Raw genomic sequence first — 26580 nt, 5'->3', positions numbered from 1 at the left:
TCGGCGGGCCGGTCGTGCCCGACGGGCCCGTCGCGGTCGGCGGGCCCGCCGTGCTCGGCGGGTCGATCCTCACAGACGGGCGCCGGTCTTCGGCCGCCGGGGGCCCGGCCGTTCAGCGGGAGGCCTCGGGGGCGGTGGGCGCGGCGGCTGCGGTCGCGGACGCCGCACGGCGCTCGGCCTCGCGGGCCCGCAGCTCGCGGCGGAGGATCTTGCCGGCCGCGGACTTGGGGACGGCCTCGACGAACTCCACCGCGCGGACCTTCTTGTACGGGGCCACCAGCCCGGCCACGAAGCCGGTGACGTCCTCCGCGCTCAGGCCGCTGCCCGGAGCACGGACCACGAAGGCCTTGGGGCACTCGGTGCCGTCGGCGTCCGGGACGCCGATCACGGCGGCGTCGACGATCTGCGGGTGGCCGAGCAGCACGGCCTCCAGTTCGGCCGGGGCCACCTGGTGGCCCTTGTACTTGATCAGCTCCTTCACCCGGTCGACGATGTACAGGTACCCCCGGTCGTCGACGAAGCCGACGTCGCCGGTGTGCAGCCAGCCCTCGGAGTCGACCACCGCGGCGGTGTCGGAGGGCCGGCCGAAGTACCCCTTCATCACCTGCGGGCCCCGGATCAGCAGCTCGCCCGGCTCGCCGGGCCCGAGGTCCTCGCCGGCCCCGTCCAGGGCGGCGACCCGCAGCTCGGTGGAGGGAATCAGCCGCCCCACCGAGCCGGGCGAGGGGTCGCGCTCCAGCGGGGAGACCACATGGGTGACCGGGGACAGCTCGGTCATGCCGTAGCCCTGGAGCAGGTGCGGCAGGCCCAGGCGGCGGGCGCAGGCGGCGGCGAGCTCCGGATCCAGCGGAGCGGCCGCGCACAGCAGGTACTCGACGGAGGAGAGGTCGAAGCGGTCCACGACCGGGTGCCTGGCCAGGGCGAGCGCGATCGGCGGGGCGACCACCAGCGCCTGCACCCGCTGCTCCTCGATGGTGCGGCAGAACTGCTCCAGGTCGAAGCGGGGCAGCACCACCACGGTGGCGCCGCAGCGCAGCGGCTGGTTGAGCAGCGCGGTCAGGCCGTAGATGTGGAAGAAGGGCAGCACGGCTAGCACCCGCTCGCCCACGGCGGGCCGGTAGAGGGCGTCGCACTGGGCGAGGTTGGTGGCGATCGAGCGGTGGGTGAGCATCACCCCCTTGGGCAGTCCGGTGGTGCCGCTGGAGTAGGGCAGTACGGCGACGTCCCGGCCCGGGTCGATGGCGATCCCGGGGGCGGGGCCGGTGGTGGTCAGCAGGTCGGCGAGCGAGCGGTGGCCCTCCGCGCCGTCCAGGACGAGGATCTCGGCCAGTGGGCCGCCCTGCTCGGCGAGCAGGGCGGCGGCCTTGCTGGCGGTCGGCAGGAGCGGGGAGACGGTCACCAGCCAGCGGGCGCCGCTGTCGCCGAGCTGCCCGGCCAGGTCGGCGGGCGTGGCCATCGAGGACACCGTGGTCACGGTGGCGCCGGCCCGGGTGGCACCGTAGAAGGCCGTCGGGTAGCCAAGCGTGTTGGGGCTGAACAGGGCCACCACGTCGCCCTGGCGCACCCCGGCCGCGGCCAGTCCGGCGGCCACCCGCTCGACGCCGGCGGCGAGCCGCGCGTAGCTCACGCGCTCCCCGGTGACGCCGTCGATCAGGGCCGGCCGGTCACCGTACGCCGCCGCGCCGCCGAGCACCGCCTCATGGATCGGCAGGTCCACCGTCGGCACGTCCGGGAATTCGCTGCGGAACACCAAAGTAAGCCTCCAGAAAGGTAGTTGACGCATCGGCTGGCGCGGCGAAAGGTCGACCGAGGGTACGAACAGGAGCATACGGACCATGACGTCCGCCACTGCAAAGTTCGCCGAGATGTCCCTCTGGTGACCCACCGGGGGCACGCCGGGCGGGTGCGTCCGGTGGGTGCGTCCGGTGGGTCCGGTAGGTGCTTCCGGTGCGCCCTGGAAGGAGGCGGACTAATAGGACTTCGGGAGGCCGAGGGTGTGCTGGGCGACGTAGTTGAGCACCATCTCGCGGCTGACCGGGGCGACCCGGCCGACCCGGGTGGCGGCCAGCAGCGCGCCCAGCCCGTACTCCTGGGTGAGGCCGTTGCCGCCCAGCGTCTGCACCGCCTGATCGACGGTACGGGCGGCGGCCTCGCCGGCCGCGTACTTGGCCATGTTGGCGGCCTCCCCGGCGGCCAGGTCCTCCCCCGCGTCGTAGAGCAGCCCGGCCTTCTGGGTCATCAGCCGGGCCAGCTCGATCTCCACCGCGCACTGGGCCAGCGGGTGAGCCAGGCCCTGGTGGGCGCCGATCGGGGTGGACCAGACGGTGCGGGTCTTCGCGTACTCGACGGCCTTGCCGAGGGCCTGGCGGGCCAGGCCGAGGGAGAACGCGGCGGTCAGCACGCGCTCGGGGTTGAGGCCCGCGAACAGTTGCAACAGGCCGGCGTCCTCGTCGCCGACCAGGGCGTCGGCGGGCAGCCGGACGTCGTCCAGGAAGACCTGGAACTGCTTCTCGGGGGCGACGAGTTCCATCGGTATCGCCCGGTACTCGAAGCCGGCGGCGTCGCGCGGGACGATGAACAGACAGGGCTTGAGCCTGCGGCCCCCGCCGGTGTCCGCGGTCTCGGTGCGGGCGACGAACAGCACGGCGTCGCAGTGGTCGATGCCGGAGACGAACACCTTGCGGCCGGTCAGCAGCCAGTCCCCGCCGTCCCGGCGGGCGACGGTGGAGATCCGGTGCGCGTTGGAGCCGGCGTCCGGCTCGGTGATGCCGAAGGCCATCTTGCGGCTGCCGTCGGCGAGTCCGGGCAGCCAGCGCTGCTTCTGCTCCTCGGTGCCGAAGCGGGCGATCACGGTGCCGCAGATCGCCGGGGAGACGATGAGCAGCAGCAGCGGGCAGCCGGCCGAGCCCAACTCCTCCAGCACGATGGCCAGATCGGTGATGCCGCCGCCCCCGCCGCCGTACTCGGCAGGCAGGTTCACGCCGAGGTAGCCGGCCTTGCCCGCGTCCGCCCACAGCTCGTCGGCGGGCTCGCCGGCCCGGGCCTTGGCCATGTAGTAGGCGGAGCCGTAGCGGCGGCCGAGGTCGCCGACGGCCTGGCGCAGGGCCCGGCGTTCTGTGGTCTCGATGAGCTGACTGCCGATGGTGGACATGCGGGGTCCTTCCTCAGGCTTCTGCGGCGGGCTGGACGGCGGCTGGTGCGGTCGGCTCGGCGGCGGGCTGGACGGCGGCTGTTGCAGTGGGCTCGGCGGCGGGACCGGCCTCGGGCTGCACGACGGCGAGCAGGGTGCCGAGTTCGACCTGCCGGCCGGGGGCGGCGTGGAGTTCGACCAGGACGCCGTCGGCGGGGGCGGTGACGCGGTGCTCCATCTTCATCGCCTCCAGGACGAGCAGCGGCTGACCGGCGGTGACGGTGTCGCCGACGGCGGCGGTGGTGCGCACGACGGTGCCGGGCATCGGGGCGAGCAGCGCGCCCGGGTCCGCCCGGGCGGCGGGGTCGGGGAAGCGCGGCAGGGCGGTGAGCGCGATGCCGCCGTTCGGGGTGTCGACGTACACCCGGTCGCCGTAGCGCGCGACGCGGTGGCCGCGCCGGACGGCGCCCTCGCGCAGCGTGACCTGCTCGGGCGAGGCGTCCAGGAGCTCCGTCCGCGGGTGGTCGTCGGCCCGCAGGCCGTCCCGGGTGAGGCGGTATCGGACCTCCAACTCTGCGCCGTCGTCGGTGCGGTAGCGCTTGGACTGCGACTGCGAGGGCAGGTTGCGCCAGCCCGACGGCAGTGCGCCGTGCGGCCCGGTGCGCCGGGCGGCGGCGTCGGCGAGGGCGGCGGCCAGGGCGGCGCGCGCGGTCTCCCTGCCGTCCGGGGCGGTGAGTTCGGCCGCGTGCTCGGCCAGGAAGCCGGTGTGCAGGCGTGCGGCCAGGAAGGCCGGGTGCCGCAGCGCGCGGACCAGCAACTCCCGGTTGGTTGCGGGCCCGTGGACCTCTGCGCGGGCGAGCGCGTCGGCCAGCCGGCGGGCGGCGGCGGCGCGGGTCGGCGCCCAGGCGATCACCTTGGCGAGCATCGCGTCGTAGTGCGGGGTGATCTCGTCGCCGGCCGCCACGCCGGAGTCCAGCCGGACACCCCGGCCGCCGAACTCCTGGTGCGGCACGGTGAGTTCGAGGCGGTGCAGGGTGCCGGTGGCGGGCTGCCAGTCCTTCGCCGGGTCCTCCGCGTACAGCCGGGCCTCGATCGCGCAGCCGGTGGCGGGCGGCGGGACCGGCCCTGGCAGCCGCTCCCCCTCGGCGACGGCGAGTTGGAGCGCCACCAGGTCCAGTCCGGTGACCGCCTCGGTGACCGGGTGCTCGACCTGGAGGCGGGTGTTCATCTCCAGGAAGTGGAACCGGCCGTCCTCGCCGAGCATGAACTCGGCCGTACCGGCACCGGTGTAGCCGATCGCCCGGGCGGCGCTGACGGCCGCCGCGTGCAGCCCGGCGCGCACCGCCTCGGGCAGGCCGGGGGCCGGGGCCTCCTCGATCACCTTCTGGTGCCGCCGCTGGAGCGAGCAGTCGCGGTCGCCGACCGCCCAGACCGTGCCGTGCGCGTCGGCCAGCAGCTGGACCTCGACGTGCCGCCCGGCGGGCAGGTAGCGCTCGCAGAACACCTCGTCCGAGCCGAAGGCCTTCGCCGCCTCGGCGCGGGCGGCGGCCAGTTCGCCGGGGAGCTCCGCGAGCGTGCGCACCACCCGCATGCCGCGTCCGCCGCCACCCGCCGCCGCCTTGACCAGGAGCGGCAGGTCGGCCTCGGTGGGGTCGGTCAGGGCGTCCAGCACGGGCACCCCGGCCTCGGCCATCAGCCGCTTGGCGGCCGTCTTGGAGCCCATCGCGGCGATCGCGGCCGGCGGCGGGCCGACCCAGACCAGCCCGGCGTCCAGCACGGCCTGCGCGAACCCGGCGTCCTCCGACAGGAATCCGTACCCGGGGTGGACGGCGTCCGCGCCCGCCGCCAGCGCGGCGCGGACGATCAGGTCGGCGCGCAGGTAGGTGTCGGCGGGCGCGGCGCCGGGCAGCCGCACGGCCGCGTCGGCCTCACGGACGTGCGCGGCCCCGGCGTCCGGGTCGGAGTGGACGGCGGTGGTCGCGACGCCCAGGGCCCGGCAGGTGCGGAAGACCCGGCGGGCGATCTCGCCACGGTTGGCGACCAGCAGGTTGGTGATCATGTCTCGGGTGCCCCTCACAGCTCCGTCTCGCAGCTCGGTCTCGCAGCTCGGTCGAACAGTTCGGTCTCACATCCGGAAGACGCCGTAGCCGCGCGCGCCCTCGACCGGCGCGTTGTGGATCGCGGACAGGCACAGGCCGAGCACCGTACGGGTGTCGCGCGGGTCGATCACGCCGTCGTCGTACAGCCGCCCGGACAGGAAGACCGGCAGCGACTCGGCCTCGATCTGCTGCTCGACCATGGCGCGGATCGCCGCGTCCGCGTCCTCGTCGTACGGCTGCCCCTTCGCGGCGGCCGACTGCCGGGCGACGATCGACAGCACCCCGGCGAGCTGCTGCGGGCCCATCACCGCGGACTTGGCGCTCGGCCAGGCGAACAGGAAGCGCGGCTCGTACGCCCGCCCGCACATGCCGTAGTGGCCGGCGCCGTAGGACGCGCCGATCAGCACCGACAGGTGCGGCACCCGGGAGTTGGCGACGGCGTTGATCATCATCGCGCCGTGCTTGATGATGCCGCCCTGCTCGTACGCCCGGCCGACCATGTAGCCGGTGGTGTTGTGCAGGAACAGCAGCGGGATGTCCCGCTGGTTCGCCAACTGGATGAACTGGGCGGCCTTCTGGGACTCCGGGCTGAACAGCACGCCCTGCGCGTTGGCCAGCACGCCGACCGGGTAGCCGTGCAGCCGGGCCCAGCCGGTGGCCAGGCTGGTGCCGTAGAGCGGCTTGAACTCGTCGAAGTCGGAGCCGTCGACGATCCGGGCGATCACCTCGCGCGGGTCGAAGGGCACCTTGAGGTCGCCCGGGACGATGCCCAGCAGCTCCTCCTCGTCGTACTTCGGCGGCTCGGCGAGCCGGTCCGGCGACGGGCCCGGCTTGCGGTGGTCCAGCCGGGCGACGATCCGGCGGGCCAGCCGCAGCGCGTCCGCCTCGTCCGCCGCGAAGTGGTCGGCCAGGCCGGAGGTGCGGGCGTGCATCTCGGCGCCGCCGAGCGACTCGTCGTCGGCCTCCTCACCGGTGGCCATCCTGACCAGCGGCGGGCCGCCGAGGAACACCTTGGCGCGCTCCCTGACCAGCACGGTGTGGTCCGACATGCCGGGGACGTAGGCGCCGCCGGCCGTCGAATTGCCGAACACCACGGCCACGGTGGGGATTCCGGCGGCGGAGAGCCGGGTGAGGTCGCGGAACAACGCGCCGCCGGGGATGAAGATCTCCTTCTGGCTGGGCAGGTCGGCCCCGCCGGACTCGACCAGGTTCACCACCGGGAGGCGGTTGTCGAACGCGATCTCGTTGGCGCGCAGGGCCTTGCGCAGGGTCCACGGGTTGCTGGCGCCGCCGCGCACGGTCGGGTCGTTGGCGGTGATCAGGCACTCCACGCCCTCGATCACGCCGATGCCGGTGACCAGCGCCGCGCCCACCGGGTAGTCGCTGCCCCAGGCGGCCAGCGGCGAGAGCTCCAGGAACGGCGAGTCCGGGTCGACCAGCAGCTCGATCCGCTCGCGCGGCAGCAGCTTGCCGCGGGCGCGGTGGCGGTCCACGTACTTGGGGCCGCCGCAGGCCAGCGCCTTGGCGTGCTCGGCGTCCAGCCCGGCGAGCTTGGCGAGCATCGCGGCGCGGTACTCGGCGTACTCGGGCCCGGCCGGGTCGACGCGGGTGGGCAGCACGGTCACAGCAGGGCCTCCGGGATGTCGAGGTGGCGGGAGCGCAGCCACTCCCCGAGGGCCTTGGCCTGCGGGTCGAAGCGGTGCTGGGCGGCGACGCCTTCGCCGAGCAGGCCGGTGAGGGTGAAGTTGACCGCGCGCAGGTTCGGGAGCAGGTGCCGGGTGACGGGCAAGTCGGCGGTCTCGGGCAGGAGTTCGCGCAGCTTGTCGACGGTGAGGGTGTGGGCGAGCCAGCGCCATCCCGCCTCGGAGCGGGCCCAGACGCCGAGGTTGGCGTCGCCGCCCTTGTCGCCGCTGCGGGCGCCGGCCACCAGGCCGAGCGGGGCGCGGCGACGCGGGCCGGCGGGGGGTTCTGCGGGGAGTGCAGTTGGGAGTACTGCTGGGAGTACTGCTGGGAGTGCTGCGGGGAGCGTCGGCTCTTCGGAGGTCTCAGCAGGTCGGCTCGTCACCGGGGCCGGCGGGACGGCGAGCCGGCGGCCGTCCGGTAGCACGGCGGTGTGCTCGACGGCCTCGGCGTCGACGTACGCGGCGGCGAACACCCCGTACGGCGCGCCGGGGCCTGGCGGCGCGGTGAGGTGGAAGCCCGGGTAACCGGCCAACCCCAACTCCACGGCGGCCTTGCCCAGTTCGCGCCCGACCTTGGCCTGGTCCGGGTCGCGGGCGGTGAGCCGGAGCAGGGCGGAGGCGGCCTCCTCGGTGCCGGCGTCCGGGTGGTCGGTCCGGGCGAGCGTCCAGCGCAGTTCGGCGGGCCGGGCGGCGGGCGGCAGGGCGTCCAGGAACTGCCGCCGCACCAGGTCGGCCTTGGCTTCGATGTCGAGGCCGGTGAGGACGAACACCACCTCGTTGCGGTGGCCGCCGAGCCGGTTCAGGCCCACCTTCAGCGTGGGCGGCGGCGCCTCGCCGCGTACCCCGTCGATCCGGACCCGGTCCGGCCCCTCCTCGGCGAGCCGCACGGTGTCCAGCCGGGCGGTGACGTCCGGGCCCAGGTAGCGCGCACCGCCCGTCTCGTACAGGAGTTGGGCGGTGACGGTGCCCGCGGTGACGGCGCCGCCGGTGCCCGGGTGCTTGGTGATCACGCTGGAGCCGTCGGCGTGCAGTTCGGCGATCGGGAAGCCCGGGCGGGTGACGTCGTGCTCGCGGAAGAACGCGTAGTTCCCGCCCGTCGCCTGGGCGCCGCACTCCAGCACGTGCCCGGCGACCACCGCCCCGGCGAGGGCGTCGAAGTCCGCCGCCGTCCAGCCGAAGTGGGCGATCGCGGGCCCGGCGACCAGCGCCGCGTCGGTGACCCGCCCGGTGACCACCACCTCGGCGCCCGCGGCCAGGCAGGCCGCCACCCCGAAGCCGCCGAGGTAGGCGTTCGCGGCCAACAGGCCGTCAGGCAAGCCGAGTTCGCTCCTGCGCGGCATCAGGTCGTCCCCCTCGACGTGGGCGACGGCCACCGCGAGGCCCTGGCGCTGTGCCAGGTTCCGCAGTTCGGCGGCGAGCCGGGCCGGATTCAGCCCACCCGCGTTCACCACGATCCTCACCCCGCGCTCCTGCGCCAGGCCGAGGCACTCCTCCATCTGCCGCAGGAACGTCCGGGCGTAGCCGAGGGACGGGTCCTTCAGGCGGTCCCGGGCCAGGATGAGCATGGTCAGCTCCGCCAGGTAGTCCCCGGTGAGCACGTCCAGCGGCCCGCCGGTGAGCATCTCCCGCACCGCCGCGAAGCGGTCCCCGTAGAACCCCGAGGCGTTGCCGACCCGCAGTACCGAGCGTTCGCGCGCCAAAGCGCCTCCCCTGCCGACGGGTTGGCGACGCCCCCACACGAGCGCCGCCGGGCAGCAGCGTGGCACCGGGCGCGAAAAAAAGCAATCACGCCTGCTTGTTTCGAGCCGGTGGCCGCACTCGACAGGGCCGCGTACGGCCCGATTCTCCGAAACCCGACTGACACCGGCCCGTCGGTGCGACACGATGTCCGTCCGTCGTACTGGCGAGTGAAAGGCAGTCCGCATGCCGCATCCCGCACCGCGACCGACTCCCGACTCGACCCGCCTGCTCACCGCGGAACTGGTGGTGGACATGGCCGCCCCCGTGGCGCCGGCCATCTCGCCGGACGGTCGCCTGGTCGCCTACGGCGTGGTCGCGAACAGTGGAAGGGACGGACGCCCGCACAGCTCGGTCTGGGTCGCCGCCGCCGATGGCAGCGCCGCCCCGCGCGGGCTGACCGACGGCACGGCCTGCGCCGCCGCCCCGAAGTGGGCGCCGGACTCGGCTTCTCTGTTTCTCACCTCCGACCGCGAGGAGCGGGGCACCGCTCAACTCCGGCGGATCCTTCTGGACGGCAGCGGGGACATCGCCCGGGCGGAGCCCCTGACCAGGTGGCGCGGGGGCATCTGCGACCACTACCCGCTCGCCGACGGCCGCACCGTGGCGCTGCTCGCCGAGGACGAGCCCACCCCGGAGGACGAACGCCGGGAGGCCGAGGGTGACGACGCGAAGGTCTGGGGCCGGCACCTCCCCGCCACCCGGCTGCGCCTGCTCGACCTGGCGACCGGCGTGGTCCGCACCGTGGACGGCCTCGGAGACCGCCATGTCGTGGAGGTGGCCCAGCGTCCGGACGGCGGCCCGCTGGCCGTGCTGAGCTGGGCCACCCCCGAGCTCGACCCCGGCGTCACGACGGCAGGACTGCACCTGGTCGCCCCGGAGACGGGAGCCGTCCAGGACCTGGGCCCGGTCGGATTCGAGGCCCGGTCCCCGGTCTGGTGGCACCACGACGGTGAATGGCATCTGGCCCACCTGGCGGTGACCCCCGGGCACTTGGTCGGCGCGCTCGCCGTGATCGACACCGTGCCGCCGACGACCGGCCCGACCGTCGAACAGCGCGATCTCACGGTCGGCATGCCCGCCTGCCCCACCGAGCTGGTGCAGGTCGCCGACGGGCCGCCGCTGGCGCTGTTCGCCGACGGGCTGGACACCGCGCTATACCGGCTCGATCCGCAGTCGCTGCGGTTCCACCGGTTGTCCTGCGCGCCCGGCACGCCAGGCACGTTCGGCACGCCCGGCACGCTCGCCGGGCTCACTGCGAGTCGCTCCGGAGCGACCCTCGCCGTGCTGCTGAGCACCGCGCGCGAACCCAGGAACGTCCACGCGGGCCCCACGGGCGGGCCACTGCTCCGGCTCAGCGACACCAGCCCCGAACTGCGCGGGATCCGCTGGGGTGCCCAGGAACGGCTCGGCTACCAGGCGTCCGACGGACTCCAGTTGGACGGCCTGCTGATCCTGCCGGCCGGCCGGACTCGGGGCCAGGGCCCGTTCCCGCTCGTCACCATGGTCCACGGCGGCCCCTACTTCCGCCATGCCGACGAGTTCACGCTCACCGCGGTCGACTGCGGCCAGTGGCTGGCGACCGCCGGATACGCGGTCTTCCTGCCCAATCCCCGGGGCGGGTCGGGCCACGGCCATGAATTCGCCGCCGTGGTGGCGGGAGCGGTGGGCGGCGACGAGTGGACCGACATCCTCGCCGGGATCGACCTGCTGGTCGCCGAGGGAGTCGCCGATCCCGAACGCCTGGGCATCTCCGGCTGGAGCCACGGCGGTTTCATGGCGGCCTGGGCCATCGGCCAGACCGGGCGGTTCAAGGCCGCCATGATGGGCGCGGGCATCACCGACTGGGGCATGCAGGCCGGGACCGGCGAGTGGGGAGCCATGGACGCGGCGCTCGGCGGCAGCACCGGCTGGAGCGGGCCGGGACCGCACCTCCACGACCGGAACAGCCCGATCTCCTACGCGTCCCGGATCCGCACCCCGGTCCTGATCCTGCACGGCGAGCAGGACACCAACGTCCCCCTCGGCCAGGCCGTCCACTTCCATCGCGCACTGCGCCACTTCGGCGTCGAGCACGAGTTCGTCGTCTACCCCCGAGAGGGCCACGGGCTCCACGAGCGCGCCCATCAACTCGACGCCCTCCGGCGCATCCGCGCCTGGTACGACCGCTGGCTGTGAGCCCGTACCCGGGAGGGCATCGAGTCGCGATCGACGAGTGGCGGAACCCGGGCAGGATCAGCGGTGCTTGAACTCCTCGATGGCCTCCCGGACGGTGTTCTTCATCTCCTCGCTGCCGATGTGCCCCGAGTCCTCGGAGATGTGCAGCCGCGCGCCCGGCCACGCCTTCGCCAGCTCCCAGGCCGTCTGCACCGGGCAGCCCATGTCGTGCCGGCCGTGCACCAGCACCGCCGGGATCCCGGCCAGCCTGTGGGCGTTGCGCAGCAGTTGGTCCTCCTCCAGCCAGGCGCCGTTGCTGAAGAAGTGGGCGCAGATCCGGACGAACGCGATCTGCTCGTCGACCTCCCGGGCGCTGTACATGCCGGGCGAGCCGTTGGGCTCGTTCGAGATGACCGCGTCCTCCCAGGCGAGCCAGCCGGCGGCGGCCTTCGCCCGGACCGCCCGGTCGGGGTTCTCCATCAGCCGCGCGTAGGCGGCGAGCAGGTCGCCGTCCCGCTCGTCCTCGGGCACGCCCTCGCGGAACCGGTCCCACGCCTCGGGGTAGAAGGACCCGGCGCCCCGGTAGAGCCAGTCGGTCTCGGCCCGGCGGGTCGTCGTCACCGCCTGGATGATGATCTCGCTGACCCGCTCGGGGTGCTGCTGCGCGTAGGCCAGCAGGAGGGTCGAACCCCAGGAGGCACCGTTCAGCAACCACCGCTCGATGCCGAGGTGTTCGCGCAGCCGCTCCATGTCGTCGATCAGGTGCTGCGTGGTGTTCAGGCTCATGTCCGCCGCCGGGTCGCCGGCGTGCGGGGTGCTGCGGCCGCAGTTGCGCTGGTCGTAGCGGATCACGCGGTAGCACTCCGGATCCCACGCCCGGGTGGGCCGGTCCGGCGTCCCCGCGCCGGGGCCGCCGTGGACGTAGAGGACGGGCTTGCCCTCGGGGTTGCCGAGCTGCTCGTAGTAGACCCGGTTGCCGTCTCCGGTGTCGAGGAAACCGTGGCCGTAGGGACTCGTCGGAGGATAGAGATCAACCATGACCGTCGATCCTAGGGCGCGGGCGCGCTCGGGGCCCGCGCTTTTCCGCCCAACCCGCTTCGTGGGAACGGCCGTTCGGCCGGCCTCAGGGCGTTTCAGTCCAGCGGGAGGGCCATCTCCAGGATGCGGGCCCGCGGGTCGAGCCCGTACGGGGTCTCCCCGCCGGTGTAGGTGAAGCCCCGGCGCAGGTAGAAGGCGGCGGCGCGGGCGTTCGCCTCGTGCACGCCGAGCAGCATCCGCTTGGCGCCGCCCTCGGTGCGGGCCCAGTCGGTGGCGGCGTCCAACAGGGCGTCCGTCACGCCGCGTTCGCGGCCGCGGTGTTCCGGGGCCACCCAGACGCCGATCAGGACGGCGGTCGCGGCCTGGTCCCGGTCGGGGACGGAGAGCATCGTGCCGACCCATTCGCCGTCCGGGTCGACGGCCACCAGGCCGACGCTGCCCGGCTCGTTCACCCGCGCCGTCCGGGCCCGCCAGTCGGCCTCGCCCAGGGCCTGCGCCGCGGCGTGGGTCTCGCCGAAGGCCATCGGGAAGTCGAGGAGCTGGGCCAGCCGCACCTTCCGCAGGCGCTGCCAGTCCTCGGCCCCCATCCGCTCGATCCGGTACCGCATGCTCTCCGACCCCCACTGCCGCAGCCGCCTTCGCCGGCGGTGGTCACCTCCGGCGAAGGCAGCATAGCCGCAGGTCAGGGCCTGATGCAGACCGGTCACGGCTTGACGCTCAGGGCTTGATGCGGACCACCTGCGGGTCGTGGTCGCTGGCCTGCTGGGCGAACTCGGCGTTGATGTGCACCACGTCGTACTTGGCGTAGCCGACCTCGGGGCTGACCAGGATGTGGTCCAGCACCTGCGAGTTGCCCTGGTAGACGTACGAGTACTGCTCGGTCTCCGGCAGTTCATTCACCAGGTCGCGCAGCACCCCGTCCTTGGTGAGCGCGGCCAGCGCGGGCGAGAACTGGTAGTCGTTGAAGTCGCCGAGCGAGACGACGCGCGCCTCCTTGTCGGCGGCCAGCAGCTTGGCGACGAAGGCCTGCTCGATGGTGGCCTGCTTGACCCGCTGCACCTCGGAGCTGCGGGTGGGGGCCTGGAAGCGGCTGTCGATGCCCTGGTCGCCGCCCTTGCTGTTGAAGTGGTTGGCGATGACGAAGACCTTCTTGCCGCGGAAGGAGAACTGTCCGACCAGCGGCTTGCGGCTGTTGGTCCACGCGTCGTCGGTCGGGGCGATCCGGCCGGGCGAGGCGGTCAGCGCGGTGGTGGCGCCGCTGCCGGCGACGTCCACGGCACTGGCGGCGCCGCCGGGGATGTCGGTGAAGGAGACCCGCTGCGGGTTGAACAGGAACACCTGCCGGATGTTGCCGCCCGGCTCGCCGCCGTCCTTGCCGTCCTGCGGGTCGATCGAGCGCCAGTCGTACGCCGGGCCGCCGGCCGCCTTGATCGCGGCGATGAACTTGGCGACGGTCTGGCTCGCGTCGACCGTGCCGTCGTTCTTGGCGCCATTGTTGTCCTGGATCTCCTCCAGGGCGACGATGTCGGGCGAGCGCAGGTTGGTGACGATGCCCTGGGCCAGCTCGGCGAACTTGGCGTCCGGGTTGCCGGGGGCCAGGTTCTCCACGTTGTACGTGGCGATGGCGAGTTCACGGTCGGCCGCCTTGGCGGTGACCTCGCGCTGGAGGTGGTTGTCCTGGAGCGTGCCCAGGGTGCCGGCGACGAGGGTGTAGCCGCCGAACTGGTTGTAGTCCAGCGGGCCGGTGGTGGTGCCGGTCAGCACGTCGCCCACGTTGGCCACCGGGAACGGCTGCTGCGGGGTGACCGCCGCCTGCTGCTGCACCATCAGGCGGCCCACGTTGGGCTCCGCGTACGACTCGTACAGCACGCCGCCGCGCTTGCTGCGCTGGTCCTGCCGGTCGGCGGCGACCCACAGCTCGTTGTACTTGTCCGTCGCCTGTATCACCCGGACGTCCTTGACCTGGACGAGCATGCCCTCCAGCGACTCGTAGAAGTCCAGGGCGTACTTCTCCGGGTCGAGCGGCAGCGCGTCGATGCTGCCGCCCTCGGGCGCCGGCGGGACGTAGGTGCCGGGGATGTTGCGGGTGTCGACGACCACCGGGGCCGGCAGCGGGTTGCCGGAGGACAGCACGGTGACGGCGGGGCCGGTGAGCTCGGTGACGGACTGCGAGCCGCCCGCGAAGTTCGGGTAGTACTCGGTGACCTTGCCGCTGACCAGGACCGAGTCGCCGGCCTTCACGGTCGGGTTGCCGCCGGTGTAGACGAAGATGCCCTCGCTGGTGGCCGGGTCGGCGTCGGGGTTCGGGTCCTGCATCCAGAAGCCCTTGGCGCTGCCGTAGGCGCGCACGCCGGTGACGACGCCGGGCACGCCGGTGACGGGCTTCCCGGCCTGCGGGGAGATCCGGGTGGTGCCCTGGATGTCGTGGATGCGCAGCGGTCCGGCCTCGGTCGGCCCGGCCGGGGCGGCGGCGTTCGCCGCGTTCGTGGCGGCGTTCGCGGCGGTGGGCGCGGCGTTCGCGGCCGGCAGCGGGACGAGCACCAGCGAGGCGGCCAGTCCGGCCGGGAGGATCGCGGCGCGCAGCAGGGCCCGGCGGGGGCGGGGAGCGGGGGCGGTGGTCACCGGGGCATGACTCCTAGCTCCGTCGTGCGGCACGGTCGTGGCACGGCGGTCGAGGGTGGAGCGGGGCACAGGGCGCGTCGTCCACCCGGCGGGTCTGCGGCCGCCGGGCCGTGACGCATGGTCAGGCGGCGTGCCCATGGCACGCGCTACCCGCGTAGATGAAGCGGAAGCCGGTCACCCGTCCCCCGCGGCGACCCCAAGATACGCGCGTAGAAAATGACGCGACAAGACCCCGTCAGTGAACTTCTGGTTCCGCTTCGGCGTCCGCCCCTGCCCCTGCTCCTACCCCCGCCCCTATCCCCATCCCTTCAGCCCGGCCCTTCAGCCCGCTCCTTCAACCTGCCTCGACGTCCCCTCAGCCCGCCTCGATCCGCTCCACGATCAGCTCGCACAGCTCGTGGCTGCGCAGCGCGTCGTGCGCGTCCAGGGTCTTGCCGGCCCGGACGGCGTCCAGGAAGGACAGCACGCACTGCTCGATGCCGCGCTGGCGGGCGACGGACACCCAGTCACCACGCCGGCGGACGGTGGGCTGGCCGCGGTGGTCGATCACCTCGGCGAGGTTGTGCACCGCCCGCTTGGAGTCGGCGCCGGAGACCTCCAGGATCTCCTCCGTCGAGCCGGAGAGCCGGTTCATGATGCCGAGCGCCGTGAAGCCGTCCCCGCCGAGGGTCAGGACGACGTGCTCGACCAGCCCGTCCCGGACGCGGGCGCGGACGTCGACGTGCTCGATCTCGCCGGGGGCCAGGAAGCGCAGGGTGTCGACGACGTGGATGAAGTCGTCGAACACCAGGGAGCGGGCGGCCTCGGCGAGGCCCTCGCGGTTCTTCTGCAGGACGATCAGGTCGCGGGGGCGCTCCTTGGCCTGGGCGTAGCCGGGCGCGTGCCGGCGGTTGAAGCCGACCATCAGCGAGCGGCCCGTCCGGTCGGCGAGGTCGACGAGCCGGCGGGCACCGTCGACGGTGTAGTCGAGCGGCTTGTCGACGTAGACGTCGACACCGGCCGTCAGCAGCTGCTCCACGATCGGAACGTGCTGGCTGGTCGCGGCGTGCACGAACGCCGCCCGGATCCCGCTCCCGATCAACTCCCCGAGATCGGTGAAGCGATTCTCCGGCGCAATCCGGTGCGCGTCACCGATCCGGTCCAGCTTCGCCCCGTCCCTGGTCATCAACCGCAGGTCCAGCGCCGGCAACCCGCCCAGGACCGGCAGATACGCCTTCTGCGCAATGTCACCGAGACCGATCACCCCGACCGGGAGCAGGCCGTCAGGAACAGAGGTCGAGCTCATACGAATCTCCATACTCATGCGCCGAAAACCATCCGCCCCACCCTATTCGCCCGCTCCCGCGCAACGGCGCCGGGCCGGCGAGCGACCGGCCCGGCGGCTCAGGGGATGAGGGCGGCGACCCCTTCGACCACCAGCATCCAGGTGGGCTGCCCGCCCGTGCCGAAGGCGGAGGCGAGGACGTACCCGATCGCGGCGTCGGCGGGGCGGGCGGGGGCGCCGTCCCGCCACTCCACGATGACGATCTGGTCGCCGTCGCAGGAGAAGTCGCCGAGGCGCTTGCCGTCGCGCATGAGCCGACTGCTGGGGATGGAGTCCGGGACGAGGACGTGGACGGCGCCGTCGTACGTGGTCTCGACCCGGTAGGACTTCCGGCGGAGCTTGCCCCGGCCCGGCCGCAGCGGCACCGGCGAGCCGTCGACGGTCAGCGTCAGGTGGGCGGTGTCGCGGGTGCCGATGGCGATCTGCGGGTCCGGCTCGCTGCCCGGGTCGCGCTCCAGGACGGCGGTGGGGATCCGATCCCCGGAGACGGTCACCCGGTGCTGGCCTTCGATGCGGACGGTGATCTCGCCGAACAGGGTGTCCTCGGTGGTGAAGGGAGCGGGCGCCGGCAGGTCGGTCATCTGCGATTCCTTTGGTGGGTCGTAACTCCGGCCGCATGGAATGGAATTCGCGGGCCGGAATTCGCGGGCCGGGGTGATTCTCTCATTCGACGGAGACGGACTCACCCGGTGGTGGGCGCCAGTTGACCTCCCGCCGGCTCGCGGTGGAAGCACGGCGGTCGAACGGTTTCCGGTGGGCACGACGGTCCCGGCAGGCCGGCGCCGCACACCCCACCAGCCACTGCCGGATCTTCCAACCCTCCTTCACCACTTAATAGTTGTCCCATTCGATGGCAATGGAATCACCTAGGCTTCGATCCATCCGGTGCCCGGCGCGGCGCACCGGCCGACAAGGGGAGGACATGATGAGGACTCCGGCAAGCGCGCTACGGCGCGGATCCCGCTGGGCCGTCTCGGCGGCGACGGCGGTGGCGCTGCTGCTCGGTGGGGCGGGCGTCTCGGGGGCCTCGGGGGCGGCCCCCTCCGGCGTTCCCGACGGCCCCGTCGCCGGCGTGCCGTGGGCCGTCCGGATCGCGGAATTCACCTGGGAGAAGGTCACCGAGGCGGTCAGTCCGGACGGCCGAACGGTCTACCTCGTGCTGACGGACGTGGTCGGCGGGCGCCAGGGCGTGTACCTGTCCACCGTCGACACGCAGACCGGCACGGTGACGGCCCGCCTCCCGCTCGGCGACCCGGCACCCTACGGGCGGCCTGCCCTCAGCCCGGACGGCCACCGGCTGTACGTCGGAGTCGGCTCCGCCGTCTACGTCATCGACACCGCGACCAACACGGTCAAGGCCCGCGTCGCCGCGCCGGAGCAGCAGCTCCCGGCGGGCTGGACCCCGGGCGCGGCGACCAGTCTGGCCACCGACCCGGACGGCGAGACCCTCTACGTCGGGCAGTCCGGTCCCTCAGGCCCCGCCGGGCAGGAGGAGCCGGGCCGGATCCTGGAATTCTCCACCGGCGACCAGGAGTTCATCGACCAGACGGCGGTCACCGGCCACACGGTCAACGATCTCGCCGTCCTGCCCGACGGCAACTACCTCTACGCGGGCACCAACCTCGACCTGCTGCGCCTCGACATCGGGACCGGACTCGGCACCACCACGGTCGTCGACCCCGGGGCCAAGGACGAGCTGGCGCTCTCCCCGGACGGCTCCTTCCTGCTCGCGCTCGGGTCGGTCCGCACCTACTCCGTGGGCATCGGGCTCGACACGGGCACGGACACGGTGCGCTACCTCATGAAGTACGGCTCCGGCTACTTCGAGTACCACCACCCGGCGATGAACGCCGAGGGCAGTCGCGTCTACCTGCTCGGCGGCCCCGAGTACAGGCTCCCCACCCCGCTGTACACGTTCGTGCCGGGCGAGAACCGGTTCGACCAGAGCGTGTCCCTCTCCGTCCCCGAGTGGCGCGTGCACGCCCTCTCCGTCGGGCCGGACGGCCACTCGCTCTACGTCACCGGCTGCGACTCGGCCACGGGCTGCTTCCTGCGGACCCTGCGCATCTGACGCCGCGCGCCGGGGCGCCGGTCGCCGAGTGTTCGGCGGCCGGCATTGACAGCCCCGCGCGCGACGCGCTGGGATGAGGCGAGGGTTCGTCACGGGGGGTCCGGTCGACGGGACCGGCTGCTGCGCGGTGGCCCACCGGGGGTGTCGTGGAGGCGTTACGAGCCACTGACCCGACGACGGTCGGCGGCCGGTACCGGCTGCTCGGGCGCCTGGGCAGCGGCGGGATGGGCGTGGTGTACCTCGGGCGTTCGCCGGGCGGTCGGCTGGTCGCCGTCAAGTGCGTGCACCGGGAGCTCGCCGCCGACCCGGAGTTCCGGCGACGCTTCGCCCACGAGCTGGAGGCCGTACGGCGGGTCGGCGGGTTCCACACCGCCCAGGTCGTCGACGCCGACCCGGGCGGTGACCCGCCGTGGCTGGTCACCGCCTACGTTCCGGGGCCGTCCCTGGCCGAGGCGGTCGCCGCCCACGGCCCGCTGCCGGAAGCGTCGTTGCGCGTCCTCGGGGCGGGGCTGGCCGAGGCGCTGGACGCCATCCACGCCGTCGGCCTGATCCACCGGGACCTCAAGCCGTCGAACGTGCTGCTCGCCGACGACGGGCCGCGCGTCATCGACTTCGGGATCGCCCGCGCGCTGGACGGGACCGCGATCACCCGGACCCAGGTCGTCGTCGGCACGCCCGGCTACATGGCGCCTGAGCAGATCGCGGGCGGCGCGATCGGGCCGGCCTGTGACGTGTTCAGCCTCGGCCACGTGCTCTGCCACGCTGCCGGGTGCGCGCCGTTCGGGCACGGTGCAGCGCAGGTGATGCTCTACCGGGTCCTGCACACCGAGCCGGATCTCGGCGGCGTCCCGCAGGCCCTGCGCCCGGCGATCGCCGCCTGTCTGGCGCGCGATCCCGCCGACCGGCCCACCCCCGCCGAGTTGCTGGACCTGTTCGGGCCGGCCGCGCACGACGCACCCGCCGGGGCGTGGCTTCCGGCGCAGCGGCGGGCGGCTCCGGCCCACCCCGGACCCCCGCCGATCGGGCCACCGAACGGCCCGAACGACCGCACCCGTACGGCGGTCACCGAGCTCCGGCAGGCTCCCGACGCCCCGCCGCCCGGTGGCGGGAAGCACCGGCTCCGCTGGCTGCCGGTGCCGCTCGCCCTCGTGCTCGTCGCCGCCGCCGTCTGCGTCCGCCTCTTCGTGATGACCGGCGGCTCCGGGCCGCCGGACTGCTTCCCGTCCGGCGGCGCCCCGGCCGACTCCGCGCCCCCGGCCAGGGTGACCAGCGTGCCCGCGGGAACTCCGCACCCGCCCGAGCCCACCGGGCCCGCCGACCGGACGGTCATCGAGCTCGGCCAGTCGGTCACGCTCAGCTGGGACCACGCCGCCGCGATGTCGCGCGTCTTCACCGGGCTGGGCGACGACGCCCCCCGCTACACCGCCTGGCTGAGCTCCGCCGCCTGCACGTTCACTCCCACCGCCGCCGGGCTGTACCGGTGGGAGGCGAGCACCGCGAACGCCGCCGAAGGACAGACCGGCAGCGCGTGGTCCGAGGACCGGTTCCTGTTCGTCAGGGCGAAGGGCTCCTCGACGCCCGACCCCGGGCACGACACCCCGGCCGTCCCCCGCCTGCTGGCCCCGGCGGACCAGACCGTGGCCAAGGCCGGCCGGCCGGTCTCGCTGAGCTGGACGGCGAGCGGCTTCTCCTCCCACGCCTCGGTGCTGTCGCCCGACGGGACCTGGCAGAACATGCCCTGGCAGGACGCGTCGACCTACCTGTACACCCCGCCCTCGCCCGGGATCTACGTCTGGAGCGCGTTCACCGAGGCCAAGGGCGGCTGCGACGGCGGGACCTGCGCCAGCGGGGCGAGCGCGCAGCGGTACCTGATCGTGGAGTGAGGTCCCCACGGCCTTCGGCCACTACTTGAGGAACGCCGCCCCGGCGAAGAGCCGGGCGGAGTTGGTGCGGTCGATGGCGGCGCGGGTGGTGTCGGGGAGCGGGTGGTCGGCGACGTACGCGGGCACGCCGGGCACGCCGGGGACGCCGGGGCCGGGCAGTTGCGAGGGGTGGACCAGGGCGACGGCCTCCCGTCAGCTGGTTCTCCGGCACCGAGGCTGCCCGCCTCGTCTCGCGGCGCGCCAGTGATCCCGCCACGTCCGGATCGTGAAGTTCTCACGCTCCCGTCCGGGGGGATCCCGGTTGTCCGGTAGGCCGCTCCAGGAGACGAACTTGTTCGTTACGAACATGTTCGTTACCGTGGAGGAACGGGAGGCGAACCCACGCCGACCGACACGGACCGACACCGACCCAAGGAGTGGCCATGACCGTCCAGCACGTTCCCGTCGCCGTCATCGGAGCCGGGCTCGGGGGCCTCGTGCTCGCCCGGGTCCTGCACGTCCACGGCATCCGGGCCGCCGTCTTCGACCTGGAGCCCTCACCCGAGGCCCGCACCCAGGGCGGCCTGCTCGACATCCACGACGACTCCGGCCAGCAGGCCCTGCACGACGCCGGGCTGCACGACCGGTTCCTGGCCCTGGTCCACGCGGGCGGCGAGGCCCTGCGGGTGGTGGGACCGGACGGCGCCGTCCGGTTGGAGCAGGAGGACGACGGCACCGGCGGCCGCCCCGAGGTCGACCGGGGCCGCCTGCGCGACCTGCTGCTGGACTCCCTGCCCGCCGGCACCGTCCGCTGGGGCCGGAAGGTGGTCCGCGCCCACGCGCTGGGCGACGGCCGCCACCAGGTCGCCTTCGCCGACGGCACGGCCGTCACCACGGACCTGCTGGTCGGGGCGGACGGCGCGTGGTCCCGGATCCGGCCACTGCTGTCCGACGCCCGGCCCACCTACACCGGGATCTCCTTCGTCGAGGCCGACCTGCACGACGCGGACACCCGGCACCCCGAGGCGGCCGCCCTGGTCGGCGGCGGGTTCTTCCTCTCCGTGGCCGAGGGTCGCGGCTTCCTCGCCCACCGCGAGGGCGACGGCAGCATCCACGTCTACACCGCCGTCCGGGCCGGCGAGGACTGGCTGGACGGCATCGACACCACCGCCCCCGACACCGCCAAGGCGGCCGTGCTGGCCGGCTTCGACGGCTGGGCCGACGGCCTGCGGGCCCTGCTCGCCGATGCCGACGGCGACCTGGTCCCGCGCCGGATCCACGCCCTGCCCGTCGGCCACCGCTGGGACCGCACCCCCGGCGTCACCCTGCTCGGCGACGCCGCCCACCTGATGTCCCCGTTCGCCGGCGAGGGCGCCAACCTCGCCATGCTCGACGGCGCCGAACTCGGCAAGGCCCTCGCCCACCACCCCGGCGACCCCGAGGCCGCCCTGACCACCTACGAGCACGCCCTCTTCCCGCGCAGCGAGGCCTCGGCCGCCGCCTCCGCCGCCAGCCTGGAGCTGATGTTCGGCCCCGACGGCCTCCAGGGCCTGCTCGACCAGTTCGCCGCCCCGAACCAGCCCGCCCCGCCGGCCGGCCGGCCGGTAGCAGCGGCGCCGTTTCGGCGAACTAGTTCGTCACGAACACGGTCGCTAGGCTGGCCGGTATGACGAGCTCCCCCTCCCGACCCCGCAGCCGCCGCGAGCGACCGGCGAAGCCCGCGCTGAGCCACGAGGCGATCGTCGCCGCCGCCGTACGGGTGCTGGAGGCGGAGGGCCTGCCACGGGTGACCATGCGGCGGCTGGCCCAGGAGCTGGACACCGGGCCGGCCTCGCTGTACGTGTACGTGGCCAACGCCGCGGAACTGCACGCCGCGATCCTGGAGGAGTACCTCGGGGAGGTGGACCTGAGCCCGGTGACGGCGGCCGGGGACTGGCGCGAGCGGTTGGCCGCCGTCCTCGACTCCTGCACCGGGGTGCTGCTCCGGCACCCGGCGCTCGCCCACGCCGCACTGGTGGCGAGGCCGTCCGGGCCGCACTACCTGGCCCTGGTGGAGGCGGTCCTGGTACTGCTGCACGAGGGCGGGGTGCCGGACGGGCAGGCGGCCTGGGGCGTGGACGTGCTGCTCCAGGTGGCCACCGCCACCGCCGCCGAGCAGTCCGCCCGGCAGGGCGAGCAGGCGGAGCGGGAACAGGCCGCGCTCACCGACGCGCTCCGCGCGGCGCCCGCCGCCACCTACCCGAGGATCGCCGCGCTCGGGGACGACCTGGTCTCCGGGGCGCCGGAGGACCGGCTGTCCTGGATGTTCCGGGCGGTCGTCAACGGCACGCGCACGACGCCCCGACCCGCCTGACCCCAGCCGCCCACCGCGCCCCGCCCGAGCTCGGACCCACCCGACCTCGGACCCTCAGGCGCCCGCCGCGGCCGCCTCGGCGAGGGCGTCCAGCACCGGGCGGATCAGCGGGTGCCCGTCGGCGCCGGCCCGGACGGCGGCGAAGACCCGGCGGGTGGCGAGTTCGCTGTCCACCGGCCGGACGGCGATCCGGCCGAGGTCGACGCCGCGCAGCGCCGAGCGCGGCACGAGGGCGACGCCGGCGCCCGCCGAGGCGAGGGCGACGACGGCCCGGAAGTCGTCGGAGGAGTGCACCAGGCGCGGCTGGAAGCCGGCGTGCTCGCAGGCGAGCAGGACGACGTCGTGGCAGGGGTTGCCCGGGTAGGGGCCGATCCACCGTTCGTCGGCCAGGGCCGCGACGGCGAGCGGAGCGCCGTCGGCGGCCAGCGGGTGGCCGAGCGGCAGCACCGCCTCGAACGGCTCGGCGTACAGCGGGACGCGGGTGAGCCGGGCGTCGTCGGCGCGCGGGGCGCCCCGGTACTCGACGGCCACCGCGAGGTCGGCCCGGCCGTCGAGGACCATCGGCAGGCTGGCGTCGCCCTCCGCGTCCAGCACCTTGAGCCGCACCCCGGGCGCCTGCGCGGCCAGCAGCCCGATCGCCGGGGCGAGGACGAGCGCGATGCCGGTGGCGAAGGAGGCGACGGTCACCTCGCCGGAGACGCCCGCGCTGTAGGCGGCGAGGTCGGCCTCGGCGCGTTCCAGCTGGGCGAGCACGGCGTCGGCGTGGCCGAGCAGGATCTCCCCGGCGGCGGTCAGCCGCACCCCCCGGCCCTCGCGGGCGAGCAGGTGGTGGCCGGTCTCCTGTTCCAGGGCGGCCAGCTGCTGGGAGACGGCGGAAGGGGTCAGGTAGAGGGCAGCCGCCGCGGCGGTCACGGTGCGGTGGTCCGCCACGGCCCGCAGGGTCCGCAGCCGTCGGGCGTCGATCACAGGCCAATTCTGCCAGCGTGCCGGAGTCAGCCGGACCGGGCCCGGAGCCGGGGCGGGGTCCGGGCCCGGTTCCGCGTAAGGGGCGATACGACCGGTGGCGTATTTCCGGACGAGATCGCTTCGCCCGGTTGACCACCCGGCCCGGGCGACGATTGGCTCTTCCCGAGCCGGGCCGCGGGGGTGACGAGGGCCCGGTGCCGTCATCAGGGGAGGATGTCCATGACCACTGCACGAACCCGCCGTTGGCTGGCCCGCACCGCCGGCGTCCTGGTGGCCGCCGCCGTGGCCGGGGCCGCGATGCCCGCCGCCGAGGCCCGGCCGCTCAAGGGCGACACCTCCCGGGTGAGCGAGGGGCCCAAGGGCGAGCAGCTCGACGGCACCTCGTCCGCGCTCGGGCTGAGCGCCGACGGCCGCTCCGCGCTGTTCACCTCGACCGCGACCAACCTGCTGCCCGGGGCCGGCACCCCAAACTCGGACGAGGTCTACGTGCGGGACCTGCGCAACGGGCACGTCGAGCGGGTCAGCGTCGCCGCCGACGGCTCCAAGCTGGACGCCGCCACCAACCAGGCCTCGATCAGCGGCGACGGCCGGTACGTGGCGTTCAGCACCGCCGCCACCAACGTGCTGCCCGGCCAGCCGAAGCACGGCAACGACGTCTTCGTCCGCGACCGCTGGACCGGCCGCACCGAGCTGATCACCGCCCCCGGCTCGGCGAGCACCGACGACCAGAGCATCCGCACCGCCGACAGCCCCACCCTCAGCTGGGACGGCCGCTTCGTCGCCTACGCCTCCAGCCGCACCGACCTCGCCCCGGGCGTGAAGCGCGGCAAGAACAACATCTACGTCACCGACCGCTGGACGCACACCACCCGGCTGGTCACCTCCGGCACGGAGGGCGAGGGCGCCGACAACAACTCCTTCAGCCCGACGATCAGTGCGGACGGCTCGACCGTCGGTTTCGGCTCCCGGGCCGGAAACCTGCTCCCGGGCACCCCGGCCCCGGCCGCCGACCCGACGCCGGGCGCCGGGTCACCCCAGCTGGCCGGGCCCAAGTTCTACCCGTACTACGTCTGGAAGGCCGGCACCGGCAAGATCGCCGGCGCCAGCCTGGACGACACCGGGGCGCTGAGCGACGGCGGACGCGACGGCCGGGTCAGCCCGGACGGCCGCTACGCGATCTACAGCCTCCCGGTCTTCATCGGCGGGGCGCCCGCCCCGGCCCACGGCATCCGGATGGACGTGTACGTCCACGAGCTGGCCACCGGCAAGATCACCAAGGTCAACACCGACCTGCCGGGCACCACCGCCAAGTGGTCCTCCTCCGGTGGCGTCATGACGCTCGACGACCGCTGGGTCTACTTCGACTCCGCCGCCGAGAACCTCGTCCCCGACGACACCAACTCCGCCAGCGACATCTTCCGCCGCGACCTGTGGACCGGGCGGATCGAGCGGATCAGCCTCACCCGGAGCGGCGGGCAGAGCACCGCCTCCTCCTACGGCCCGTACGTGGACGCCACCGGCGACACGGTGATCTTCGACGCCTCGGACGGCGACCTGGTGCCGGGTGACTCCAACACCTTCCTGGACGTCTTCCTGCGCCGCCTGTGACGTCCTGACTCCCCTGCCGCATACGTCCGTTGACGTATTTTCGGCCGAGATCACCCGTGGGCGTTGACCACCGGCCCTCCCGACGATTGGCTCTCCCGAAAGCCCGTCGCCGGGAGGGAGCCCGGCCGGGCGACCCCCGGGGAGGCAGACGTCATGACACGCAGCACCCGTACCACCCGCAACCGGTGGCTGGCCGGCGGCGGCAGCATTCTCGCGGCCACCGCCGTACTCGCCGTGACCGCCGCACCCGCCCAGGCCGACCGGGCCCACCGGGCGCCGCGCGGCACCGTCCAGGTCAGCGTGGGGGTGAACGGCGCCGCGCCGGACAACCAGTCGTGGAGCCAGGCGATCAGCGCCGACGGCCGCTACGCCCTGTTCACCTCCTGGGCCACGAACCTGGTGTCCCAGCCCGCGAAGAGCGCCCGCGACGCCTACGTCCGCGACCTGAGGACCGGCCGCACCGAGCGGATCAACCTGGCCGCCGACGGCAGCGCGCTGAACGGCTTCACCGACAACGTCGCGATCAACGCCGACGGCCGCTACGTCGCCTTCGACAGCGACGCCGAGAACGTGGTGCCCGGCATGCAGGTCCAGGGGCGCGACGAGGTGTACGTCCGCGACCGGAGGACCGGCCGCACCGAGCTGATCAGCGGCGGGCTCACCGGCACCGACACCGACAAGTTCCACGCCTCCTACGCGCCCTCGATCAGCGCGAACGGCCGCTACGTGGTCTTCGGCTCCAGCCGGAAGGACCTCGTCCCCGACCTCCAGGGCGACGCCCCCTCGCTGGCCAGGCCCTACACCTGGGACTACAACATCTACGTCACCGACCGCTGGACGGGGAAGACCAAGCTGGTGACCCGCGGCGTGGACGGCAAGCCGGGCGACGGCATGTCCCTCCACCCGACGATCAGCGCGGACGGCCGCACCATCGGCTTCACCTCCATGGCCGGCAACCTGCTGCCCGCCGACCAGACCCCCGCCCCGGCCGCCGGGGGCGCCGCCGCCCCCGCCGACGTGGAGCTGGCCCCGGGCATCGCCCCGGCCCTGCCCCACAGCGCGCAGAAGGGCCTGGCCCAGCCGAACCTGGCCCGGCCGGTGACCGCCCCCTACTACACCTACGACGTGGAGTCCGGCCGGATCTCCGCCGCCAGCCTCGACCTCGACGGCAAGCTCGGCGCCCCGAGCTTCGACGCGACGATCAGCCCCGACGGGCGGCGCGCGATCTACGCCCTGCCCGAGCCCGGCGGGTCGACCGGCGGCCACCGGTTCCACACCGTGCTGTACGTCCGGGACCTCAGGAAGGGCACCGTGACGAAGATCAGCGGCGGCCTGCCCGGCACCACCTCGGTCGGCTCCTCCGACCACGCCCGGATCACCGCCGACAACCGCTGGGTCTACTTCGCCTCCGCCGCCGACAACCTGGTGGCGGGCCCGCAGCACCCGGGCTGGGACGTCTACCGCCACGACCTGCGCACCGGCCGCACCGAGCGGGTCGCCACCGCCGCGGACGGCTCGCTCGGCAACGGCTCCTCGACCGACCCGGTCGTGGACGCCCGCGGCCGCACGGTGGTGTTCAGCTCGACCAGCGGCAACCTGCTCGCCGGCCCCGGCGGCCCGGCTAGCACCGACTCCCAGGTCTTCGCCCGCGCCACCGCGCACCACGGCCACGGCGACGACCAGGGCGACGACCAGGACCAGGACCAAGGCCAGGACCAGGACAGCGACGACTGACCGTCAACCGCCGCCCGCACCGTGAACCGCGTACGGGGGCAGGACGTCGGCCGGGCCGGCGTCCCGCCCCCGAAGCGGGAGGGTGGGGCAGATGGTTGGTGGGCCGTGCGGTGGGGGCGGATCGCGGAGCGCACCTGCCGGCCATCACCGCCACCACCCTGTTCACCGAGCGCCTCGGCCTCGTCGTCGCCTCCGAC

At 74.0% G+C, this 26580-nt stretch carries 18 protein-coding genes; 7 read left to right on the top strand and 11 right to left on the bottom strand.

The annotated features are described in order from the left end of the window. Positions 1–112 precede the first annotated feature (112 nt). The 5 genes from AB0P03_RS18950 to AB0P03_RS18930 form a co-directional block, all read right to left on the bottom strand. Positions 113–1753 (bottom strand): AMP-binding protein, encoded by a 1641-nt coding sequence (locus tag AB0P03_RS18950; protein WP_363584635.1) that lies wholly within the window; start codon positions 1751–1753, stop codon positions 113–115. 216 nt (positions 1754–1969) lie between these two features. Further along, positions 1970–3151 carry an acyl-CoA dehydrogenase family protein gene (locus AB0P03_RS18945; protein WP_363621641.1) on the bottom strand — a complete coding sequence of 394 codons (1182 nt, stop codon included), beginning with the start codon at positions 3149–3151 and terminating at the stop codon, positions 1970–1972. 13 nt (positions 3152–3164) lie between these two features. After that, positions 3165–5189, bottom strand: coding sequence for a biotin carboxylase N-terminal domain-containing protein (locus tag AB0P03_RS18940; protein ID WP_363629771.1), 2025 nt, complete (start codon positions 5187–5189; stop codon positions 3165–3167). Between the two features lie 66 nt (positions 5190–5255). Beyond that, positions 5256–6854, bottom strand: coding sequence for a carboxyl transferase domain-containing protein (locus tag AB0P03_RS18935; RefSeq protein WP_363629770.1), 1599 nt, complete (start codon positions 6852–6854; stop codon positions 5256–5258). Beyond that, positions 6851–8611 carry an acyclic terpene utilization AtuA family protein gene (locus tag AB0P03_RS18930; protein WP_363629768.1) on the bottom strand — a complete coding sequence of 587 codons (1761 nt, stop codon included), beginning with the start codon at positions 8609–8611 and terminating at the stop codon, positions 6851–6853. Before AB0P03_RS18930 ends, AB0P03_RS18935 begins: the two co-directional genes overlap by 4 nt. A gap of 223 nt (positions 8612–8834) precedes the next feature. Between AB0P03_RS18930 and AB0P03_RS18925 the strand changes: the two genes are divergently transcribed. Next, the gene (locus AB0P03_RS18925; protein WP_363629767.1) at positions 8835–10826 is read left to right on the top strand and encodes a S9 family peptidase; all 1992 of its coding nucleotides are present in this window, start codon (positions 8835–8837) and stop codon (positions 10824–10826) included. Between the two features lie 57 nt (positions 10827–10883). Here the strand turns inward: AB0P03_RS18925 and pip are convergent, their stop codons facing one another. The 5 genes from pip to AB0P03_RS18900 form a co-directional block, all read right to left on the bottom strand. Then, complete coding sequence (pip, locus tag AB0P03_RS18920; RefSeq protein ID WP_363588881.1) at positions 10884–11843, bottom strand: prolyl aminopeptidase; 960 nt, start codon at positions 11841–11843, stop codon at positions 10884–10886. 95 nt (positions 11844–11938) lie between these two features. Then, entirely contained in the window at positions 11939–12550 is a 612-nt protein-coding gene (locus AB0P03_RS18915) for a GNAT family N-acetyltransferase (protein WP_363629766.1), read from the bottom strand. A gap of 10 nt (positions 12551–12560) precedes the next feature. Continuing rightward, positions 12561–14465, bottom strand: a complete 1905-nt coding sequence (locus AB0P03_RS18910; protein WP_363629764.1) for an endonuclease/exonuclease/phosphatase family protein — start codon at positions 14463–14465, stop codon at positions 12561–12563. Positions 14466–14820: 355 nt separating this feature from the next. Then, a complete protein-coding gene (locus AB0P03_RS18905) occupies positions 14821–15750 on the bottom strand; it encodes a Gfo/Idh/MocA family oxidoreductase (protein WP_363629762.1) in 930 nt (309 codons plus the stop codon). Between the two features lie 98 nt (positions 15751–15848). Beyond that, positions 15849–16370: a hypothetical protein gene (locus AB0P03_RS18900; protein ID WP_363588875.1), complete on the bottom strand. Its 522-nt coding sequence runs from the start codon at positions 16368–16370 to the stop codon at positions 15849–15851. Between the two features lie 344 nt (positions 16371–16714). Here AB0P03_RS18900 and AB0P03_RS18895 point away from each other — a divergent pair, with 344 nt between their 5' ends. The 4 genes from AB0P03_RS18895 to AB0P03_RS18880 all read left to right on the top strand — a co-directional run bounded on the left by AB0P03_RS18895 (position 16715) and on the right by AB0P03_RS18880 (position 22075). Then, positions 16715–17860, top strand: a complete 1146-nt coding sequence (locus AB0P03_RS18895; RefSeq protein WP_363629760.1) for a hypothetical protein — start codon at positions 16715–16717, stop codon at positions 17858–17860. Between the two features lie 146 nt (positions 17861–18006). Continuing rightward, positions 18007–19743 carry a serine/threonine-protein kinase gene (locus AB0P03_RS18890; RefSeq protein WP_363588871.1) on the top strand — a complete coding sequence of 579 codons (1737 nt, stop codon included), beginning with the start codon at positions 18007–18009 and terminating at the stop codon, positions 19741–19743. Between the two features lie 422 nt (positions 19744–20165). Further along, a complete protein-coding gene (locus tag AB0P03_RS18885) occupies positions 20166–21392 on the top strand; it encodes an NAD(P)/FAD-dependent oxidoreductase (RefSeq protein ID WP_363629759.1) in 1227 nt (408 codons plus the stop codon). Then, positions 21389–22075, top strand: a complete 687-nt coding sequence (locus tag AB0P03_RS18880) for a TetR/AcrR family transcriptional regulator C-terminal domain-containing protein (protein WP_363629757.1) — start codon at positions 21389–21391, stop codon at positions 22073–22075. The genes AB0P03_RS18885 and AB0P03_RS18880 overlap by 4 nt, the downstream gene beginning before the upstream one ends. A 54-nt stretch (positions 22076–22129) precedes the next feature. Here AB0P03_RS18880 and AB0P03_RS18875 read toward each other — a convergent pair whose 3' ends face one another. Continuing rightward, on the bottom strand, positions 22130–23041 hold the full coding sequence (locus AB0P03_RS18875; RefSeq protein WP_363629755.1) for a LysR family transcriptional regulator: 912 nt from the start codon (positions 23039–23041) through the stop codon (positions 22130–22132). 219 nt (positions 23042–23260) lie between these two features. Here AB0P03_RS18875 and AB0P03_RS18870 point away from each other — a divergent pair, with 219 nt between their 5' ends. Together AB0P03_RS18870 and AB0P03_RS18865 are read left to right on the top strand one after the other, a co-directional pair. Continuing rightward, the gene (locus AB0P03_RS18870; RefSeq protein WP_363629753.1) at positions 23261–24649 is read left to right on the top strand and encodes a hypothetical protein; all 1389 of its coding nucleotides are present in this window, start codon (positions 23261–23263) and stop codon (positions 24647–24649) included. Positions 24650–24802: 153 nt separating this feature from the next. Then, complete coding sequence (locus tag AB0P03_RS18865) at positions 24803–26383, top strand: hypothetical protein (protein ID WP_363588861.1); 1581 nt, start codon at positions 24803–24805, stop codon at positions 26381–26383. Positions 26384–26580 lie beyond the last annotated feature (197 nt).

This window comes from Kitasatospora sp. NPDC088779 (assembly GCF_040685395.1).
Taxonomy (GTDB): Bacteria; Actinomycetota; Actinomycetes; order Streptomycetales; family Streptomycetaceae; genus Kitasatospora.
This window is presented reverse-complemented; position numbering and strand designations above follow the sequence as displayed.

What these genes read in the sequence shown, in the direction of transcription:
- AB0P03_RS18925 (WP_363629767.1), top strand. Translation starts at nt 8,835, where the DNA reads ATGCCGCATCCCGCACCGCGACCGACTCCCGACTCGACCCGCCTGCTC.
- AB0P03_RS18905 (WP_363629762.1), bottom strand. Translation starts at nt 15,750, where the DNA reads ATGAGCTCGACCTCTGTTCCTGACGGCCTGCTCCCGGTCGGGGTGATC.
- AB0P03_RS18885 (WP_363629759.1), top strand. Translation starts at nt 20,166, where the DNA reads ATGACCGTCCAGCACGTTCCCGTCGCCGTCATCGGAGCCGGGCTCGGG.
- AB0P03_RS18940 (WP_363629771.1), bottom strand. Translation starts at nt 5,189, where the DNA reads ATGATCACCAACCTGCTGGTCGCCAACCGTGGCGAGATCGCCCGCCGG.
- AB0P03_RS18945 (WP_363621641.1), bottom strand. Translation starts at nt 3,151, where the DNA reads ATGTCCACCATCGGCAGTCAGCTCATCGAGACCACAGAACGCCGGGCC.
- AB0P03_RS18900 (WP_363588875.1), bottom strand. Translation starts at nt 16,370, where the DNA reads ATGACCGACCTGCCGGCGCCCGCTCCCTTCACCACCGAGGACACCCTG.
- pip (WP_363588881.1), bottom strand. Translation starts at nt 11,843, where the DNA reads ATGGTTGATCTCTATCCTCCGACGAGTCCCTACGGCCACGGTTTCCTC.
- AB0P03_RS18895 (WP_363629760.1), top strand. Translation starts at nt 16,715, where the DNA reads ATGAGGACTCCGGCAAGCGCGCTACGGCGCGGATCCCGCTGGGCCGTC.
- AB0P03_RS18880 (WP_363629757.1), top strand. Translation starts at nt 21,389, where the DNA reads ATGACGAGCTCCCCCTCCCGACCCCGCAGCCGCCGCGAGCGACCGGCG.
- AB0P03_RS18870 (WP_363629753.1), top strand. Translation starts at nt 23,261, where the DNA reads ATGACCACTGCACGAACCCGCCGTTGGCTGGCCCGCACCGCCGGCGTC.
- AB0P03_RS18865 (WP_363588861.1), top strand. Translation starts at nt 24,803, where the DNA reads ATGACACGCAGCACCCGTACCACCCGCAACCGGTGGCTGGCCGGCGGC.